This is a genomic window from Allomesorhizobium aridi, assembly GCF_043769475.1.
GTDB lineage: Bacteria > Pseudomonadota > Alphaproteobacteria > Rhizobiales > Rhizobiaceae > Allomesorhizobium.
The window spans coordinates 5,880,404-5,897,582 of sequence record NZ_CP171729.1; the positions used below are offsets into that span (position 1 = coordinate 5,880,404).

General features: G+C 60.9%; 18 protein-coding genes and 3 pseudogenes. 18 read left to right on the plus strand and 3 right to left on the minus strand.

Features of this window, described 5'->3' with window-relative positions:
* Positions 1 to 96 precede the first annotated feature (96 nt).
* Together ACG873_RS31035 and ACG873_RS31040 are read left to right on the plus strand one after the other, a co-directional pair.
* Positions 97 to 843, plus strand: coding sequence for a hypothetical protein (locus ACG873_RS31035; protein ID WP_394889762.1), 747 nt, complete (start codon positions 97 to 99; stop codon positions 841 to 843).
* Positions 833 to 2,011: a putative bifunctional diguanylate cyclase/phosphodiesterase gene (locus tag ACG873_RS31040; protein WP_394893785.1), complete on the plus strand. Its 1,179-nt coding sequence runs from the start codon at positions 833 to 835 to the stop codon at positions 2,009 to 2,011. Before ACG873_RS31035 ends, ACG873_RS31040 begins: the two co-directional genes overlap by 11 nt.
* A gap of 1,641 nt (positions 2,012 to 3,652) precedes the next feature.
* Here the strand turns inward: ACG873_RS31040 and ACG873_RS31045 are convergent.
* Positions 3,653 to 5,209, minus strand: a complete 1,557-nt coding sequence (locus ACG873_RS31045; protein WP_394889763.1) for a Fic family protein — start codon at positions 5,207 to 5,209, stop codon at positions 3,653 to 3,655.
* A gap of 278 nt (positions 5,210 to 5,487) precedes the next feature.
* Here ACG873_RS31045 and ACG873_RS31050 point away from each other — a divergent pair, with 278 nt between their 5' ends.
* Together ACG873_RS31050 and ACG873_RS31055 are read left to right on the plus strand one after the other, a co-directional pair.
* Positions 5,488 to 5,655, plus strand: coding sequence for a hypothetical protein (locus tag ACG873_RS31050; RefSeq protein WP_394889764.1), 168 nt, complete (start codon positions 5,488 to 5,490; stop codon positions 5,653 to 5,655).
* A gap of 462 nt (positions 5,656 to 6,117) precedes the next feature.
* Positions 6,118 to 6,308 (plus strand): annotated as a pseudogene (locus ACG873_RS31055) (IS6 family transposase); the annotation flags it as partial.
* 195 nt (positions 6,309 to 6,503) lie between these two features.
* On the opposite strand, the gene ACG873_RS31060 reads toward ACG873_RS31055, so the two are convergent.
* Positions 6,504 to 6,821 (minus strand): hypothetical protein, encoded by a 318-nt coding sequence (locus ACG873_RS31060; RefSeq protein WP_394889766.1) that lies wholly within the window; start codon positions 6,819 to 6,821, stop codon positions 6,504 to 6,506.
* A gap of 46 nt (positions 6,822 to 6,867) precedes the next feature.
* Here ACG873_RS31060 and ACG873_RS31065 point away from each other — a divergent pair, with 46 nt between their 5' ends.
* From ACG873_RS31065 to ACG873_RS31095, 7 genes and pseudogenes are all read left to right on the plus strand, one after another.
* Positions 6,868 to 7,200 (plus strand): hypothetical protein, encoded by a 333-nt coding sequence (locus ACG873_RS31065; RefSeq protein ID WP_394893834.1) that lies wholly within the window; start codon positions 6,868 to 6,870, stop codon positions 7,198 to 7,200.
* Complete coding sequence (locus ACG873_RS31070; RefSeq protein ID WP_394889768.1) at positions 7,119 to 8,204, plus strand: hydrogenase small subunit; 1,086 nt, start codon at positions 7,119 to 7,121, stop codon at positions 8,202 to 8,204. Before ACG873_RS31065 ends, ACG873_RS31070 begins: the two co-directional genes overlap by 82 nt.
* A 24-nt stretch (positions 8,205 to 8,228) precedes the next feature.
* Complete coding sequence (locus tag ACG873_RS31075; protein ID WP_394889769.1) at positions 8,229 to 10,019, plus strand: nickel-dependent hydrogenase large subunit; 1,791 nt, start codon at positions 8,229 to 8,231, stop codon at positions 10,017 to 10,019.
* Positions 10,020 to 10,031: 12 nt separating this feature from the next.
* Positions 10,032 to 10,751 carry a Ni/Fe-hydrogenase, b-type cytochrome subunit gene (cybH, locus tag ACG873_RS31080; RefSeq protein ID WP_394889771.1) on the plus strand — a complete coding sequence of 240 codons (720 nt, stop codon included), beginning with the start codon at positions 10,032 to 10,034 and terminating at the stop codon, positions 10,749 to 10,751.
* Positions 10,752 to 11,360, plus strand: a complete 609-nt coding sequence (locus ACG873_RS31085; RefSeq protein WP_394889772.1) for a HyaD/HybD family hydrogenase maturation endopeptidase — start codon at positions 10,752 to 10,754, stop codon at positions 11,358 to 11,360.
* Between the two features lie 10 nt (positions 11,361 to 11,370).
* Positions 11,371 to 11,945 (plus strand): annotated as a pseudogene (gene hupE, locus ACG873_RS31090) (nickel permease HupE).
* Between the two features lie 97 nt (positions 11,946 to 12,042).
* Positions 12,043 to 12,339: a HypC/HybG/HupF family hydrogenase formation chaperone gene (locus ACG873_RS31095; RefSeq protein WP_095494256.1), complete on the plus strand. Its 297-nt coding sequence runs from the start codon at positions 12,043 to 12,045 to the stop codon at positions 12,337 to 12,339.
* Positions 12,340 to 12,394: 55 nt separating this feature from the next.
* On the opposite strand, the pseudogene ACG873_RS31100 reads toward ACG873_RS31095, so the two are convergent.
* Positions 12,395 to 12,816, minus strand: a pseudogene (locus ACG873_RS31100) (IS5 family transposase).
* A gap of 40 nt (positions 12,817 to 12,856) precedes the next feature.
* Here ACG873_RS31100 and ACG873_RS31105 point away from each other — a divergent pair.
* Genes ACG873_RS31105 through hypB form a run of 7 tightly spaced genes read left to right on the plus strand, consistent with a single transcriptional unit; the run spans position 12,857 to position 17,177 of the window.
* On the plus strand, positions 12,857 to 13,306 hold the full coding sequence (locus ACG873_RS31105) for a hydrogenase accessory protein (protein ID WP_394889773.1): 450 nt from the start codon (positions 12,857 to 12,859) through the stop codon (positions 13,304 to 13,306).
* Positions 13,303 to 14,151, plus strand: a complete 849-nt coding sequence (locus ACG873_RS31110; RefSeq protein WP_394889774.1) for a hydrogenase expression/formation protein — start codon at positions 13,303 to 13,305, stop codon at positions 14,149 to 14,151. Before ACG873_RS31105 ends, ACG873_RS31110 begins: the two co-directional genes overlap by 4 nt.
* A complete protein-coding gene (locus tag ACG873_RS31115) occupies positions 14,148 to 14,363 on the plus strand; it encodes a rubredoxin (RefSeq protein ID WP_095494259.1) in 216 nt (71 codons plus the stop codon). The genes ACG873_RS31110 and ACG873_RS31115 overlap by 4 nt, the downstream gene beginning before the upstream one ends.
* Positions 14,353 to 14,877 carry a [NiFe]-hydrogenase assembly chaperone HybE gene (hybE, locus tag ACG873_RS31120; RefSeq protein WP_394889775.1) on the plus strand — a complete coding sequence of 175 codons (525 nt, stop codon included), beginning with the start codon at positions 14,353 to 14,355 and terminating at the stop codon, positions 14,875 to 14,877. The genes ACG873_RS31115 and hybE overlap by 11 nt, the downstream gene beginning before the upstream one ends.
* Positions 14,874 to 15,983 carry a nickel-dependent hydrogenase large subunit gene (locus tag ACG873_RS31125; RefSeq protein WP_394889776.1) on the plus strand — a complete coding sequence of 370 codons (1,110 nt, stop codon included), beginning with the start codon at positions 14,874 to 14,876 and terminating at the stop codon, positions 15,981 to 15,983. Before hybE ends, ACG873_RS31125 begins: the two co-directional genes overlap by 4 nt.
* Positions 15,976 to 16,317 carry a hydrogenase maturation nickel metallochaperone HypA gene (gene hypA / locus ACG873_RS31130; protein WP_394889778.1) on the plus strand — a complete coding sequence of 114 codons (342 nt, stop codon included), beginning with the start codon at positions 15,976 to 15,978 and terminating at the stop codon, positions 16,315 to 16,317. The genes ACG873_RS31125 and hypA overlap by 8 nt, the downstream gene beginning before the upstream one ends.
* The gene (gene hypB, locus ACG873_RS31135; RefSeq protein ID WP_394889780.1) at positions 16,317 to 17,177 is read left to right on the plus strand and encodes a hydrogenase nickel incorporation protein HypB; all 861 of its coding nucleotides are present in this window, start codon (positions 16,317 to 16,319) and stop codon (positions 17,175 to 17,177) included. The genes hypA and hypB overlap by 1 nt, the downstream gene beginning before the upstream one ends.
* Positions 17,178 to 17,179: the final 2 nt, after the last annotated feature.

Below are 17,179 nucleotides of genomic sequence, written 5' to 3' on the forward strand. Positions count from 1 at the left end.
GTTCGTGCCACTTCCCGTTGAATAGTTAACCCGTCCTTCAGTGGGCTTGTATAGGCTTCCGCTGCGAAGAAGCATGGGAAGCAAGCTGACCGGTCTATGGCCCTAGAGAAAAAAGACGCGCTGGAGGCCGGAATCCTTCAGGATCAGCTTGCTGACCTGAGGGCCGGTCTCTTCGTGTCAATGCCGATAAGCACTATCCTATCAGGCCTAATTTTGACGGTGCAGGCTCTTTCTGGCGGCGGCTTTGCCGCCGCAATCTGGTTCTTGGTTGTCAATGCGATAAATGCCGCCCGGCTTGCACTCGCCCGTTATCAGCTAAAACTTAGAGAGACGGGGCACCAGGACGATCAAACAGGGAATTCGCAGCGGCTGCGCTGGTTTGGCATCCTTGCTCTTCTGGCAGGGTTTGCCTGGTCCTTTCTTGCCGTCCTTACTGTCGGCTACACGACACCCCAAGCGCCGCTGCATTTGATCATTCTGGCGGGCATTTCAGCTGGTGCGGTTACATACGGCAGTGCATATGCCGCGGCAGCGATCAACTTCATCACACCGCCGCTCCTCGTCACGGTGGGGTGCTTGTCGGCGAAAGGCAACTTTGAAGATTACATTCTGGCTTTTGCCGTTCTGCTGTTCATGGGCGGCTTGGTTCGAAGCTCTTTTGTAGGGCAGGCCCGCTTCCGCGAAGCAAGCCGCCTGAGACATGAGGCGGAGCGGCTTGCGGCGGAAATGGAGCGCAATTCCAGGGAGGACCCCCTGACGGGCCTTCTCAACAGACGGGGCCTCGCACACGCAATCGATCAGCTCGGAGAACACACACGGACCGTTCGTGGCAATGCTGATTGATCTAGACGGCTTCAAATCTGTCAACGACACCTACGGTCACAGGACCGGTGATGAACTGCTCGCCATGATCGCCCGCCGGATAGAGGAGGAAGCGCCGGGAGGCTCAACGCTCGCCCGCATTGGCGGCGATGAATTCGTACTGTTTTTTCCCTCACTGAGGGATTCGCTTTCTCCCAGTAACCTCGCATCCAATATCATAGCTAAAATTGCCAGCCCTTATCCTGAGGTCGCATCCGTCCGGATCGGTGCATCCATAGGAATACACCTCGCTGAAAGGCCGAGGCTGACGGAAACGTTGCTGCGGGCGGATGTCGCCCTTTACACGGCTAAGCGTCGTGGCAGGAACGAATTTTGCCTGTTCGATGGCGAACTCGACAGGGAACTGCAACGCCGCCAAGCGATCGAACGCGACCTTCATTCGGCGATGGAGACAAGGAGCTTAGGTCCATGGTTTCAGTCCATAGTAAGACTCGACACCGAGGCCGTGGTCGGCTTTGAAGCCTTGCTAAGGTGGACCCATCCACTTCATGGTGCCATTTCTCCACCCGAAATCATCACAGCCGCCCGCGAAACCGGAATGCTTCAGTTGCTAACCCAAACGGTATTCGCCGACTGTTGTGCTCTTATCGAGGGCCTGGTGAAAGCTGACTGCCGTGATGTTCGTGTGGCGATGAATGTTTCACCGCGCGAGCTCGAAGCCGGCGATATCGACGATATGATTCTGAATGGTCTGGCGGCAAAAGGCCTCCCTGCACCAATGTTCGAAATCGAGATTACCGAAGAATCCCCAGTGGACCCGGACAGAGTGGATGAAAAGCTCGGACGCCTTTCACATGCTGGCATTTCCATCGCGCTCGATGACTTCGGCACCGGCTTTTCCACGTTGGCATCGCTCAAGGACAGTCGAATAGGCAAGGTGAAAATAGACCAGGGCTTTGTTCGTGGCTTAGCCAAGTCCCGAGAAGACCGACTGCTTGTCAAAACGGTGATCGATCTTGGTCGGGCGCTCGGCATCGAGGTCATGGCCGAGGGTGTCGAAGCGGAGGCGGATCGGCAAGTGCTGCGCGAGCTTGGCTGCAGAACCGCTCAGGGCTTCCTATTCTCCAAGGCGGTGCCTCTGAGCCAAGCGCTTGAATTGGCAGCTAAGCAGCACGTGAAGCAGTTGTGACCGGCACCCGCCATCGCTCACTGCGTCGAGGAGGGCGTCAAAGGACCAGATGGGTGAGGATAGGACATGGAGGGAATGGGACCCATTGGTGACTGGCGTGCCACGAGCGCAAAGTAGTGTCGCTCAGAGGCGGAACGGAGCGAACTGCCTATGTGGCTGTTTCAAAACACATTTTCGATACGAAAAGAGCCGCCGATACCAACATAAATACCAACAGAATTTTTCTGTGGATTGGTTCGGTTCCCAATACTCATTGGTAAGAGCCCGTCTCAAAAGGTTTTGGATCGGTGGGCTTTAAAGCTGCTCGCTGGCTTCGGCACGGCATTCGATTCAGAACAAAGGCCGGCCCCAGGCCCAAGACCAAGGTATCTCCATCGACGCGGCCCAGAATGAGCGATTGGCTCCAGTGCAGATCCGGCGTGCCGTCGCCGCGGTCAGGCGCTTCGTATATCCGGTGGGGTCCAGCCTTCAGACATCGCAGAACCAGCATTGACCATCTCCTCGAACCTCACAAGCCAAGGATCGCGCGCCCTTTATCAGTGAGCCGATGATTTGGCCCTTCGGTGCAATATCCTTCTCTGCTGAGGGACTTCAGGCAGGTCTTTACCCATGTCTCTGACGTGCGTGGTCTTAGCCCGGCGAGCATCTCAAGGACTTCGCGCTCTTGCGGGAAAATGTAGTTCACAGCAGGCGTTTTCCTTTCGTGCTGCCGAGACATATAACCGAAGCCGTCCTGCAGATTGCCTAGCGCGCAGCAGCAGGTCCGGAGGGCAGTCCTGGTGCCTATCACCCCGGCAGCCGCCGGCCAGAAGCGTCGAGCGTATCAATTTGCGTGGGGAGCTCCGCGCCGATCGGCACGATAACGCCTTGAACCTCAGTGGCGGGTGGGATCACGCCGTGGCGCCGGTTCATACTCGGGCATTCGACGCCGAGCAATAGTGTTTGTCGTAATCTACGACCCCACTCTAGTGCCTGTGCCTGTCTTGCAACCTGGATCGCGATTGGCTGCGGCTGCCTTTCGGCACGGGCGCAAGGCGGCTGCTAGGGACGCGGGTACAGTATCGAAGACTTAGGAGTTCAGCCGGTCCCAGTTGTAGTTATCCCGCGCCTGGTACCCACATTTGAGGCATGTCGCATACAACCCCGTCGTGACCGCGTCTTCCGTCTTTAGCCAGTTGTCCTTATCGACCTCGGCGACGCCGCCGGCCGCTTCGAGGACTGGATCATAAGGATCGACAGGCTGATCGAAAAGCACCGGCGCAAGCACAAGCTCCGGCCCCTGCTCGAAGCGCTGCGGCCGGGCGCAGAGACGCTCTGACGACGATCACCGTTGCGACGCTGTTCTATTCCAGCTGGTAGCCAGGGCCCGATAGCCGGCCGCCTGGCGGCCATGCGTGCCAGCACCGGCACGGCGGCATCGACATAATCGTAGACAAGAACTTGCGCCTTGCCCTGGTGTTCACGATGGAGCCGTCCGACATATTGGGCGAGCGTTCCATTCCACGCGATCGGCATCGTCAGGAACAGCGTATCGAGGCGCCGTATCGTCGAAACCCTCGCCGAGATAGCGTCCTGTCGCCAGAATGAGGCGCTCCTGATCGTCCGGCGCCCGAAGGGTCGCCGTTTCTTGGCAGTGACCGCTTAACTGGCCGGGAGTATCGCGGTCGTCTCACCTGACATACCTTGATGTGTCAACTCCCCGAGAAAGCGGCTGAACGGAACAATGTCATGATGGACGCTGGCCCGCTCGAGAGCGGCCATATAGTCGGCGCGGCGTTGAACGGGAATGACAGTCCAAGGATAACCGCCGGCCGCCATCATGACGTTCATCAAGAACCGCCCCATGCGACCGTTCCCATCCATGTAGGGGTGGATGTACACGAACATGAAATGGCCGAGGACGACGCGCACCGCCGGCTCCTGCTCCGCTTCGAGCATCTCGAAAAAGACCGGCATCGCATCCCGCACGGCATTGGGCGGTAGAGGGACATGCATGGAATTTCGGATGAACACGCGCTCGCTGCGGTAGCCCGCGAGATCGCCGGGCTTGACGATACCGGCGGTGACGCTGGGTGCGAATAGTTCGCGGTACCACCCTCCATGGTCCTCATCGACTACGCGGCCAGGGTTTTCATTCGCCAAGACAGACGCCACGCTGCGTTTTACCGCTTCGAAGGCTTGGTAGTAGCCGCGCGCCGCGAGCGCATCGCGATGCTCGCCGTCTTGCGGATTCATATCCGGATTCCAGGTGCCGCTGCGCACTCGATCGATCAGCTCGGGGTTGACCCGATAGCCTTCGATCGAAAGCGAATGATAAGCGTCGGTCACATAGACGTCATCAACGCGCCGGAGGTAGGCGCCGGCGTCATTTGGGCGTCCGGGCGCCGCCGGAAAATTCTCGATGACGGCACCGCGCATCTCCTGCCACATGAGCCTGATCCGTCCGGCATAGGGTGACGTCTCGCGGCGCGGCAAGGACAACTCCAGCCGTGTATCGAACGGATCGGTTTCGCGAACCGTGTAATCGGCAGCCTGCATGCTGCGGACAATGTCGTCCGCGATCCGCTCGCGGCCGATATTACGGAATGCGCCCGCGAGCCGGCCGGCTATTGTGCTGTGACCTCCTTCGAGAAGTCGCGTGAGAATTTCCGATGCATCCGAGAACATCGCCAACGCTGTCCGCGCGTCGGTCGGTTTTTGCGCGAAGAAAGCGGGTGAGGCTTCGATGAGCGCCGCCGGTAAGGCGTAGAGGCGAAGACCGTCTGTTTCGGCAATGTCGCGTGCAGCCGGCATGCTGGCCCGGATGTCGAAGATCGACGTGCCGTGCAGAAGGGCAGTGGGTTTATTGCCTCCGGCGGGGGACCGCACCAGCAATTGTCCCGGGACCGTGCGATTGCCTGCATGAAAGGACAAGGAGGGTTCAGGCGCGATACACCAGTCTTTGCCGAAGCGATCACTCAAATAGCTGGCGCAAAAATCCCAAAACGAAGCGTACCAGCCGGTGGTCTCGCCTTGGCGCTGGTGGGGATTGGCCGGAATATACCAGCCTTTCATGACTTCTTGCAAGAAGCCGCTTTTGAGGAGCCGTTCGCGATGGGTGCGTGATAGATCACTCGAACGGATGGCGACGATCCGCTGATCCTGCAGTTCCTTCAGCGCGGCGAGCGACTCGGCCAATTTCTTATGGGGCGGTGCCATTTTGCACGGTCCTTAGGTTTTTACGCTGCGCTCTTATTAGGGAATTGAGCTGCGCGCTTATTAGGTTATTATGTTGCACCAGTGTTAGGGTATTGTGCAATAGGCTATTCAAACGGTTGCCGGACGCACTCTGTGGCATGCGCCCACCGAACCCGCTGATCTCGGTTTCGGCCATGTCGATGCCGACGAACAGCGCATTGATAGATGCCATAGCCGGCTAATTCTAAACGGCAAAAACCAGCGTGGAATTCGTCAAAGAGCGGCAGGCAATCAGGACCTTGATCGGCGGCGACGACGATAATGACCAAGGTCACGAGCACGACAATCATGCCGACGATGTCGGCGCCGACGTTGCCAATGACGATGATGCCGATCATGCTGTCGCTGATGCGCCCATCGTGCTGGTGCTCATGCCGATCACCGCGCTGATCGTGATTGCACTCTGACCCGAAAAGCGAAACACATCAACAACCCGGAACCCTAAACACGTCGGGCACAGGGCAAGATGATTTTCGGCCAGCTCGGCGGATGATGACTGGAGAAGCTCCGGTGCCTCGAAGTACGGGGTCCCATCCTCCAGTCGAAACGGCATCCCGAGATGACATGCTTGGCAAATTATCTCGCCATCGGGTTTTGTATAAAGGTCCCGCAAATAGGGACGGGCGAGCTGCCGCACTTCCTTGTCCGTCGCGCGCACGCTTCGGCTGCGCGATTCATATGCTTTTGGTAGGCGCCGCACTCGCGCGTTCCGCTCTTCTCACCGCGCCGCGCAGGATTAGGGGCTTCGCGTTCAGGAAACCGCGGCGTCCTAAATGCCCTGCTGGCTATTCGTGCAGCATTTCGCTGCCAAGCATCTTGCGCTCACCGGGGCGTCCACAGATGTCCCAATATAATGCACTAGGGCCAGTTTGCCGTTGCGAAAACGGGAGCGAACGATGCAGGGCTTCCGATCACCGGAAACCCTTCAGCGCTTCGTCTCGATCTTCTCCGCCCCTGCGCAACCTCTTCGTTCCACCTCGCTCAAGACACTCCGCGTTTCAGATCCATCTTCACCGTCTGAACGCAAGAGGAGTGGAAGGCCGTGACTGCGCGCTCTGCTGACAGCAGCGCACACCGCTTCAGCGCGTTCACACGCAGACAACGTGACAGCGTCACGCAATATTAGCGGATTTGCCATCCTGTTGGAAATCCGACATCGTCGGAAATCCGACATTGATCGGATAGGAGCCGCCTCGCGGCGGTGCCCCTCCCCACCACCGGGCATACGGGTCACGACCACGACGGTTCGACCGAATTAAGCTTGGGCGGAGACATAGAGGCGAGGAAGACCGAGCTCGTCGAAGTAGTGGTCCCGCAGAGCCTGTTGGACCGCCGGGGTCCAGACATGCGCCAGAACCCCGTTGGCGAACCGGCGGCAACCGCAGCACTCGCGGCGGCGGACCTCGGCAAGCCGGCGACTGAAGGCGGCGGGCTCCGTCAGATCGGCGATCTCGCCGAAGAAGTTGAGCTGCCCGCTTTTATAGGCGGCCTTCCAGGAAGAGGCCGCTCGAAGCGGCGCTTGCCGGGGCTGGATACCGGTGGACTGGGCGCGAAGTCTGCGGTGCTGCAGCATATGATCCGCTCCTTCGATCCCTGTATGGACTACACCGCGCATTGAGATGCAGTTTGCGCCGCGCGGCGGCGGTAAGACAGTTTTCGGCGGTGAAAGCCGACTTTCCGGCCCCCCCTTTCGCCATGCCGACCGCCCACCGAGCGGCCGTTTTAAAAAATACGCCATACATTTCAAATCTGTAGCAAAAAAATGGTCGAAAAGATGTAAATTGGTCCGCTTCTTGCCGCAAGCATTTCTGACAGAGCCCGGCGTCCATCCGGGCGATGCGATGGGGGATGAAATTGCTGGAGTAGCAACATGGCAGCTGCCGAAACCTTATATGACGTCATTCGTCGCCAAGGGATCACCCGGCGCAATTTCACCAAGTTCTGCAGCCTGACGGCCGCGAGCCTCGGTTTCGGCCCGGGTGCCGCCACAGCGATGGCTGAAGCACTCGAGACCAAGGAACGCGTTCCCGTCATCTGGATGCATGGGCTCGAATGCACCTGCTGTTCGGAGAGCTTCATCCGCTCGGCCCATCCGCTCGTCAAAGACGTCGTGCTGTCGATGATCTCGCTCGACTACGACGATACGATCATGGCGGCCGCCGGCCATCAAGCGGAGGCGATACTCAAAGAGACGAAGGAGAAGTACAAGGGCAAGTACATCCTCGCCGTCGAGGGCAATCCGCCGCTCAACGAGGACGGCATGTTCTGCATCGACGGCGGAAAACCCTTCGTTGAGAAGCTGAAGTGGATGGCCGAGGATGCCATGGCGATTATCGCCTGGGGCGCCTGCGCCTCTTGGGGCTGCGTCCAGGCGGCCAAGCCGAACCCGACCCAGGCGACACCGATCGACAAGGTCATCCTCGACAAGCCGATCATTAAGGTACCAGGCTGTCCCCCGATCGCGGAGGTGATGACCGGGGTCGTCACCTTCATCACGACCTTCGGCAGGCTGCCGGAACTCGACCGGCAGGGCCGGCCCAAGATGTTCTATTCGCAGCGCATCCACGACAAGTGCTACCGCCGACCGCATTTCGATGCCGGCCAGTTTGTTGAGGAATGGGACGATGAGGGCGCACGCAAGGGCTCCTGTCTCTACAAGATGGGCTGCAAGGGCCCGACCACCTACAATGCCTGCTCTACCGTGCGCTGGAACGGTGGCGTTTCCTTCCCGATCCAGTCAGGCCACGGCTGCATCGGCTGCTCGGAAGACGGCTTCTGGGACAACGGCAGCTTCTATGACCGGCTGACGAACCTCCACCAGTTCGGCGTCGAGGCCAACGCCGACAAGGTCGGCATGACCGCCGCCGGCATCGTGGGTGGCGCAATCGCCGCCCATGCCGCGGTGACCGCCTTCGAGCGCGTGACCACCAAGCGCGAAAAAGCCGACGCATCATAATCACTCTCGGGGAGGAACAGCATCGTGACAATTCAAACACCCAACGGCTTCACACTGGACAATTCGGGCAAGCGCATCGTCGTCGATCCCGTCACCCGCATCGAGGGACATATGCGGGTGGAGGTCAATGTCGACGAGAACAACATCATCCGGAATGCGGTCTCGACCGGCACCATGTGGCGCGGCATCGAAGTCATCCTAAAGAACCGCGACCCCCGCGACGCATGGGCCTTCACGGAGCGCATCTGCGGCGTCTGCACCGGCACGCATGCGCTGACCTCTGTACGCGCGGTCGAGAATGCGCTCGGCATCACCATCCCGGACAATGCCAATTCGATCCGCAACCTGATGCAGCTGGCGCTGCAGGTTCATGACCATATCGTGCACTTCTACCATCTTCATGCGCTCGACTGGGTGGACGTGATCTCTGCGATCTCGGCCGATCCGAAGGCGACCTCGGCGCTCGCGCAGTCCGTGTCCGACTGGCCGCTTTCCTCTCCAGGCTATTTCAAAGACATCCAGACCCGGCTCAGGAAATTCGTCGAGTCAGGCCAGCTCGGACCCTTCAAGAACGGCTATTGGGGCAATGCATCCTACAAGCTGCCGCCGGAGGCCAATCTCATGGCGGTGGCGCATTATCTGGAGGCGCTCGACTTCCAGAAGGAGATCGTCAAGATCCACACGATCTTCGGTGGCAAGAACCCGCATCCAAACTGGCTGGTTGGCGGGGTACCCTGTCCGATCAATATCGACGGTACTGGTGCGGTCGGCGCGATCAACATGGAGCGGCTTAACATGGTCACCTCGATCATCGACCAGATTATCGAGTTCAATGACAAGGTATACGTTCCCGACATCATGGCGATCGGCTCCTTCTACAAGGACTGGCTCTATGGAGGCGGTCTGTCGGGCAAGAACGTGCTAGCCTATGGCGACGTACCCGAGCACGTCAACGACTACTCCGAGGCAAGCCTGAAGCTGCCGCGCGGCGCGATCATCAATGGCAATCTCGCCGAAGTGCTGCCGGTCGACCATGAGGATCCCGAGCAGATCCAGGAATTCGTTACCCATTCTTGGTACGAATATCCCGACGAGACAAAGGGCCTGCATCCCTGGGACGGGGTTACCGAGCCACACTACGAACTCGGCCCCAACGCCAAGGGGACGAAGACCAATATCGAGCAGCTCGACGAGGCCGCTAAATATTCCTGGATCAAGGCGCCGCGCTGGCGCGGCCATGCCATGGAGGTCGGGCCGCTCGCCCGCTGGGTCGTCGGCTACGCCCAGAACAAGGCGGAGTTCAAGGACCCGGTCGAAAAGGTGCTCAAGGACCTCGGCCTTCCGGTTTCAGCCCTCTTCTCGACACTCGGCCGCACGGCAGCCCGTGCGCTCGAATCGAGCTGGGCCGGCCACCAGATGCGCTATTTCCGGAACAAGCTGATTGCCAATATTAGGGCCGGCGACTTCTCGACGGCCCATGTCGACAAGTGGAAGCCGGAAACCTGGCCCAAGGAGGTCAAGGGCGTCGGCTTTACCGAGGCCCCGCGCGGCGCGCTCGCGCACTGGATCAAAATCAAGGACGGCAAGATCGACAACTACCAGTGCGTCGTGCCCACCACATGGAACGGCAGCCCTCGCGATCCGGCAGGAAATATCGGCGCCTTCGAGGCTTCGTTGATGGATACGCCGATGTCAGACCCCACCCAACCTCTCGAAATCCTAAGGACCATCCATTCCTTCGATCCGTGCCTAGCATGCTCGACGCATGTCATGAGCCCGGACGGTCAGGAAATGGCCAAGGTCCAGGTCCGGTGAGGAGGATAAGTCATGACTATCCATGAAACTCTCGCAGCCGCCGACGCCCACGGTGAAAAGGCCGTCGAGCGCCAGAGCATCTATGTTTACGAAGCCCCGGTGCGCATCTGGCACTGGGTCAACGCCGTCTCGATCCTGACGCTCGCGCTAACCGGCTATTTCATCGGCTCGCCGCTGCCTTCCGTGCCGGGCGAGGCCATCGCCAATTTCCTGATGGGGTATATCCGCTTCATCCACTTCGCGGCGGGGCAGGTCCTTGCCGTGTTCCTTATCCTCAGGGTCTACTGGGCCTTTGTCGGCAATATTCATGCCCGCCAGATCTTCTATGTGCCCTTCTGGAGCGGCCGCTTCTGGAAGGAATGGCTGCATGAGTTGCGGTGGTACACGTTCTTGGCCCGGCAGCCGAAGTATGTCGGCCACAACCCGCTTTCCCAGTTCACCATGTTCCTGATGTTCACCGTGCCGCTCTTCTTCATGGTAATCACCGGCTTTGCGCTCTATAGCGAGGGTGCCGGCCGCGACGGCTGGGAATATGCGCTCTTCGGCTGGGTGTTCTCGATCTGGCCCAACAGCCAGGACATCCACACATTCCACCATCTCGGCATGTGGGTAATCCTCGTCTTCGTCATGGTTCACATTTATGTGGCGATCCGCGAGGACATTATGAGCCGACAGAGCATCATCTCGTCGATGATTTCCGGCGAACGGCTCGTCAAGGACAGGGAGGACTAGATGGTCGCCCCAAATCCCTTGGCCTCTTCGCCTTCCCCGCGGATTCTCGTGCTTGGCATAGGCAATATCCTCTGGGCCGATGAAGGCTTCGGCGTGCGCGCGGTGGAAACCTTCCACAAGGCGTATCGGATGCCTGACAACGTCACCGTCCTCGATGGCGGCACGCAGGGGCTCTATCTCGTGCAGTTCGTCAATGAACACGATCGTTTGATCGTGTTCGACGCCATCGACTACGGCCTCGAGCCGGGCACGATGAAGATCGCGGAAGACGACGAGGTGCCGAAATTTACTGGCGCCAAGAAGATGAGCCTGCATCAGACCGGCTTCCAGGAGGTGCTGAGCGCCGCTGATCTCATGGGGCACTATCCCGATCGGCTGGTTCTCATCGGGTGCCAGCCGCTAGATCTCGAGGACTGGGGCAGCCCGCTGACGACGCCTGTCAAGGCAGTCATACCGCGCGCAATCGAAACGGCAGTGGGAATACTGCGGGACTGGGGCGTCGTCGTCACTGCGCGACCGGAAGGGGCCGCGGTTCCGCCACTACTTGAAAACGACATCGATTTTGAACGTTACGAGCGCCGAGCCGAATCGGCCGCATTGCGCTATTGAGGAGGATATCATGAATTTCCGTAGGGTTGCGGCGACGCTCGTCGCGATGGCGCTACCGGACATCGCCCACGCGCATGTCGGCCTTCACACCGACGGCGTGCTTGCCGGCTTCAGCCATCCGTTCAGTGGTCTCGATCATATCCTGGCGATGGTCGCGGTCGGCTTCTGGGCCTTGACGCTGGCGTAAAGCCCGATGGATCCTTCCCTTGGCCTTCGTGACGGTCATGGCGGTGGGCGGCGGCCTGGGTATTTACGGCCTCGCTTTTCCAATGGTGGAAACCGGGATCGCGCTGACCGTCGCGCTGCTCGGTCTGCTGGTTGCTTTCGAAGTGAAGGGTTCAACGTCGGTCGCGGGCGACGGTGGTTGGAACATGCGCGCTCTTCCATGGCCACGCCCATGGCACCGAACTTCCGGCGATGGCGCATGCGGGCGGCTATGTGGCGGGCTTCATGGCTGCCACGGTCATCCTGCATCTCACCGGTTTCGGGCTGGCCTTGTTGAGGTTCGGCAACGCCCAGCGAGTTGCCGCGCGGACCGCCGGCGTGGCCATTGCCCTTGCCGGTGCGGTCCAGCTGGCCGGTTGAACTTCTCCCAGGGCTGAGGCCGGTCGGGGTCGTGTGGGCACCCTGCGCACCGCGGCTCCCGATTTCATGAGATCTGGACGACGGAAGGAGGAGCATCATGTGCATCGGCATTCCCATGCGGGCCGTCGCCGGCAATGAGTTCGTCGCGCACTGCGAGCGACATGGCCGGATATCCTCGATCTCCCTCATGCTGGTCGGCCCACAACCGCCGGGAACCTACCTACTCACCCATCTCGGCTCCGCCATCCGGGTGCTGGACGCCGACGAGGCCCGCGCCATCGACAACGCACTCGCGGGTCTTGCTGAAGCTGTCGAGGGGAGGGCTTTCGACGCCCTCTTTGCCGATCTCACCTCGCGCGAGCCGGAACTGCCGCCGCATCTGCGTAGCGAGTGAGAAGAAAATTTCCAAAGTGAAAGGACTTTCCATCTAGGCCGTAGTGACGATTTAACTATCTGAGCCAGATAGCGATAGCTGCGAGTTTAACGAAGCCCATGAAGTTTGCCAGCAGCTTGTCGTAGCGGGTTGCGACACGGCGGAACTGCTTGAGCTTGCAAATGAAGCGCTCGATGATGTGGCGCTCTTTGTAGAGGTGAGCGTCGTAGGGACGCTGGACCTTGCGGTTGCGCTTCGGTGGGATGACGATTTCGGCTCCCGTTTCAGCGATCTTTTTTCGTGCAGGTGGTCGGCGTCATAGCCCTTGTCGGCGATCGTGGCACCAGCCTCGAAGCCATCGACGAGATCATGGGCAAAGGCGATATCGTTGCGCTGTCCGGGGCTGGCGATCAGGCGAACCGGTAGCCCGAGCGCATCGCCGGCTGCGTGAATCTTGGTGCTCACTTTCCCAAGTCTGGCACGCCGCTTGCTTATCATTTCCTTTGAATGTTTTGCATCGTGATTTGTGGAGGAGACTATGCCATCTGTTCTGGTCCGCGCCCTGAGCGAGCGGGCGCACCTGCCCCTCATCGACGAGACGAACATCGATGCCTTCCTCGCTCCGGCGGCGGGTGAACCCGACAATGCCGTGCTGTTCTTCACCGGCGATCCGTCGCAGCGGCCGGAAGCCGATGACGTCGCCGTCGTCCTCCCGCATATCCTCCAGGCCTTCCAAGGCCGCCTGCGCGGCGCCGTGGTCCTCCGCACGGCCGCAGATAAGCTAAAGACCCGCTTTAACGTCGTTGTGATGCCGAGCCTCGCCGTGACTCGTCGAGACCAACCGGTCGGCGTGCTGGGCAAGATCCGCGACTGGTCCGAATATGTCGAGAAGATCAGCGCCTGGCTTGCGCCCGACGCGCCGGTCATGGTGCCCTCGGGCGGACCGAAGGTCGAGATCACCCATGCCGGCAAGGAGATCGTGCGATGAAGGTCGGATTCTGGGTCGCCCCCGTGGGCGAGGATGCGGCGATGACGGTGATGCCGATCGGCGCCGAGCCGCCGCTGCGTGCCCGCAAGCTCAATTTCCTCGCCACCAGCAGCGCCGAGGAAATGATCCGCCGATGTCGGCGGACGGCGATGCTCCTGCCGGAACTCGCTGACGCGCTCGCCGTTCAGAAGGCCGACCGGCCGGGCCGGCTATTCGACATCACCGATTTCCCCGACGACGACAAGGAACTGATCGCCCAGACTCTCGGCGAGGGCGAGGTCGCCGGCGTCGCGGCATTGGCGAACGGCATCACGGCCCAGATGCAGGAGGCGGTGATGGCTGGCGTCTGGCGCGTCCGTTTCACCGATGGTGAGGGCCGGCTCATTGCCGACTATGTCGAGGTCGCGAGCATTCCCGCCGCTGTCAAACAGGCGTGCTCGGCGCTGCCGGAGTCGATCAGCCACGGGCCGGCGCCGACCGGCGCCATGAACGTCATGCCCGTGCTGACCGAGATCGGTGATCGCATCGCCCGTTACAGCGACGGTGATCCGGGCCATATCATCACCTTTTCGCTCTTCCCGATGAGCCCGGAAGACATGGCCTTCCTGCAGGAAACGCTGGGTGCCGGGCCGGTGCAGCTCACCTCGCGCGGCTATGGCACCTGCCGCATCGTGGTGACCGGCGCGCGCAATGTCTGGTCGGTTCAGTTCTACAACGCCATGGACACGATCATCCTCGATACGTTGGAGATCTGCGACATTCCCTCGGTCGCGATCGCCGCCGAGGATGATTTCCGCGACTCCGAGGCGAGGCTGCGTGAGATCGAGGATGCCTATTTCAAATGAGCGCCTTCGAGAATTTCGGCAAGCGCGAGACCGTGTCGGACGACGACCAGATGGAATGCGGTATCTGCTGGCATGTCTATGATCCCGCTGAGGGTGACCCGGTCTGGCAGATTGCTCCGGGGACGTCGTTTGCAGACCTGCCGGAAGACTGGCGCTGCCCAAATTGCGATGCGCTGCAATCGAAGTTCATGAGGCTAGGTGATGGACGCTGACGTCGCAGAGAGGGCCGAGATCGATCCCGCGCAGGCGCTCGGCCGGCGGCTCGAGGCCTGCTACCGGCACATTTACGCGACCGCCATGGCCGATGTGCCGATCTGCAATCCCGCGCTTGGCATTGCCTCGACCGGTTTTCGGACTTACGGCGGTCGTGCGTTCGGCATCGTGACTACACCATGGTTCATGAATCTCGTGGCAGCGGATCTGCCGCAGGGCCCTTCCTCCGCCCCAGCTGCCACCGGTACGACCCTCCGTGTCGGCCTGCCGGCGGGTGAGGTCGGGTTCATTGCCGGTGAACTCGATGCGATTGACCGTGTCGATTCCTGCTCGCTGTTTTCGCCGGTCTTCGAGTTCGCGACGATGGAGGCTGCCCTCGAAACAGCGGACGAAGCGGCCCGGGCCTTCTTTGATCCTGCCACGCTCGAACCGCCGCCCGCCCCGCCCGCGGCGGTCAACCGGCGTGACCTGTTGGGCGGGCATTTCCGCAGGCGCGAGGAGGCGTCGGAATGACATTCCTTCTCGGGGCAGGCACGATAAGGATCGACGTAACCGTGTCGCGCGCGCTTGCCTGTTCCGTCGCGGTGAAGGCGAACCGCCCACAGGGGCTGACGCGCATGTTCGTCGGCCGCAGGCCCGAAGAGGCGTCCCCTCTTGCCGGTCAAGTCTTTTCGCTCTGCGGTTTTGCGCAATCCGTAGCGGCGCGGCTCGCCGTCCTGAATGCAGCGGATATGGCGATGAAGGTGGACGAACGGATCTGCTCCGGCGCCGGATTGCTCGCCGAGCGGATTTTCGAAACCTTGCGGGCGCTCATCCTCCATTGGCCATGCCCCCTGCCGGCGTCGCTCGGCGCAACCGCCGGTAGACATCTCCGCGAAGCGCTGGCAGCTTCGCAAGCAATCATCGCCGCGGCCAAGGCCGAGCAAATCGACAGGGCGCATTTGGCGGCCGCCGCTGCGCGGCTGTCTGCGGCGGCAAGCAAGCTCGGCATCCCGAGCCAGGGCGACACACCTTTGCCGGAATCAGCCTGCGCCGCGATGTTGCAGGATATAGGCGACGATCGGGTCTTCAATGGCCGGCGGCCCGATCCACTTACCATTAATGACGATCCGGAAGTCATCGCCCGGCTTTGCGCTGACCCTGGCTATGCAAGCCTGCCGCATCTCCAAGGCCGCGTCGCGGAGACGGGCGCTTATGCCCGGCTCGCCGCCGATGACGTGGAGGCTTCCCATCTGGTCCAACGACTGCTAGCCCGCATCAACGACGTGCGCCTCTGCCTCAAACAACTGACGGCTCTCGCAGCAACCGGCAAGCACGACGGAGCATCACTCGCCTGCGGCGGGACCACGCCCGGCGCCGGGGGCTACGGTGCTGTGGAATGCGCGCGCGGCCGGCTCTATCATCAGGCCGAGATCGGCGGCGACGGCAGGCTTTCGTCCTATCGCATCCTCGCCCCGACCGAATGGAATTTTCATCCCGCCGGCCCCTTCGTCGAGACACTGCTGTCGTCACCCGTCGGGACCGATGAGGCCGCCGTGAGATCGGTGTCGCGGCTCGCGGTCCTGTTCGATCCCTGCGTGGCCTTTGAGGTTAATGTTCGCGAGGCCGCACATGCATGAAATGTCGCTGATGGAGAGTGTGATCGAGATCGTCTGCGACACGGCGCGGCAGAACGGCGCGACACGCGTCAAGTCGGTCCGGCTCGACGTCGGCGTGCTCAGCCACGTCGAGCCGGCCGCGCTGATGTTCTGTTATGAGGCCGTGCGACACGGCACGATTGCGGACGAGGCGACGCTCGAGATCAACCGCATTGCCGGCGAGGGCTGGTGCATCGACTGCGGCAAGACGCTCGCCTTGGAGGAGCGGTTCGGCGCCTGCCCGGACTGCGGACGGCATCGGGTCCAGATGACGGCAGGCGACGAATTGAAGATCAGGGATATGGAGGTGAGCTGATGTGCACGGTATGCGGTTGCGGGACTTCTTCCGTCGAGGGTCACAAGCACGAGGAGGGCGGGCACCGTCACAGCCATGACCATCATCACGACCACGACCACCACCATGGCGATGGCGGGCATGATCATCACCATGCCGCGGACTGCAGCGTCCATTATGGCAAGGGGATCGCCGGCGTCAATGTGCCAGGCATGAGCCAGGAGCGGATCATCCAGGTGGAGAGAGACATCCTCTCCAAGAACGACGCCTATGCGGAAGAGAACCGGCGATATTTTGAGCGCCAGGGCATCTTTGCGCTCAACTTCGTCTCCAGCCCCGGCTCGGGCAAGACCAGCCTGCTGGTCCGCACGATAGATGGCCTAAAGGACCGCCTCACGATCTCGGTTATCGAAGGTGACCAGCAGACCTCGAACGACGCGGCCCGGATCCGCGAGACCGGCGCCCGCGCCATCCAGATCAACACGGGCAAGGGCTGCCACCTCGACGCCCACATGGTGGGCCATGCGGCTGAAGATCTCGCGCTCGAACCAGGCTCTGCGCTCTTCATAGAGAATGTCGGCAACCTCGTCTGTCCCGCCGCCTTCGATCTCGGCGAGGCCCACAAGGTTGTGGTGCTGTCAGTCACCGAAGGCGAGGACAAGCCGCTCAAATATCCCAACATGTTCGCCGCCGCCGAACTGATGATCCTCAACAAGGCCGACCTGCTGCCGCATCTCGATTTCAATGTCGGCCTCTGCATCGCCAACGCTCTGCGCGTCAATCCGCGCCTTCAGACGCTGACGGTCTCCGCCCGCACGGGAGAGGGCATGGAAGCCTTCTATGCCTGGCTCGAGGCATCCGCCGCCCACCGGGCCGCGTGACC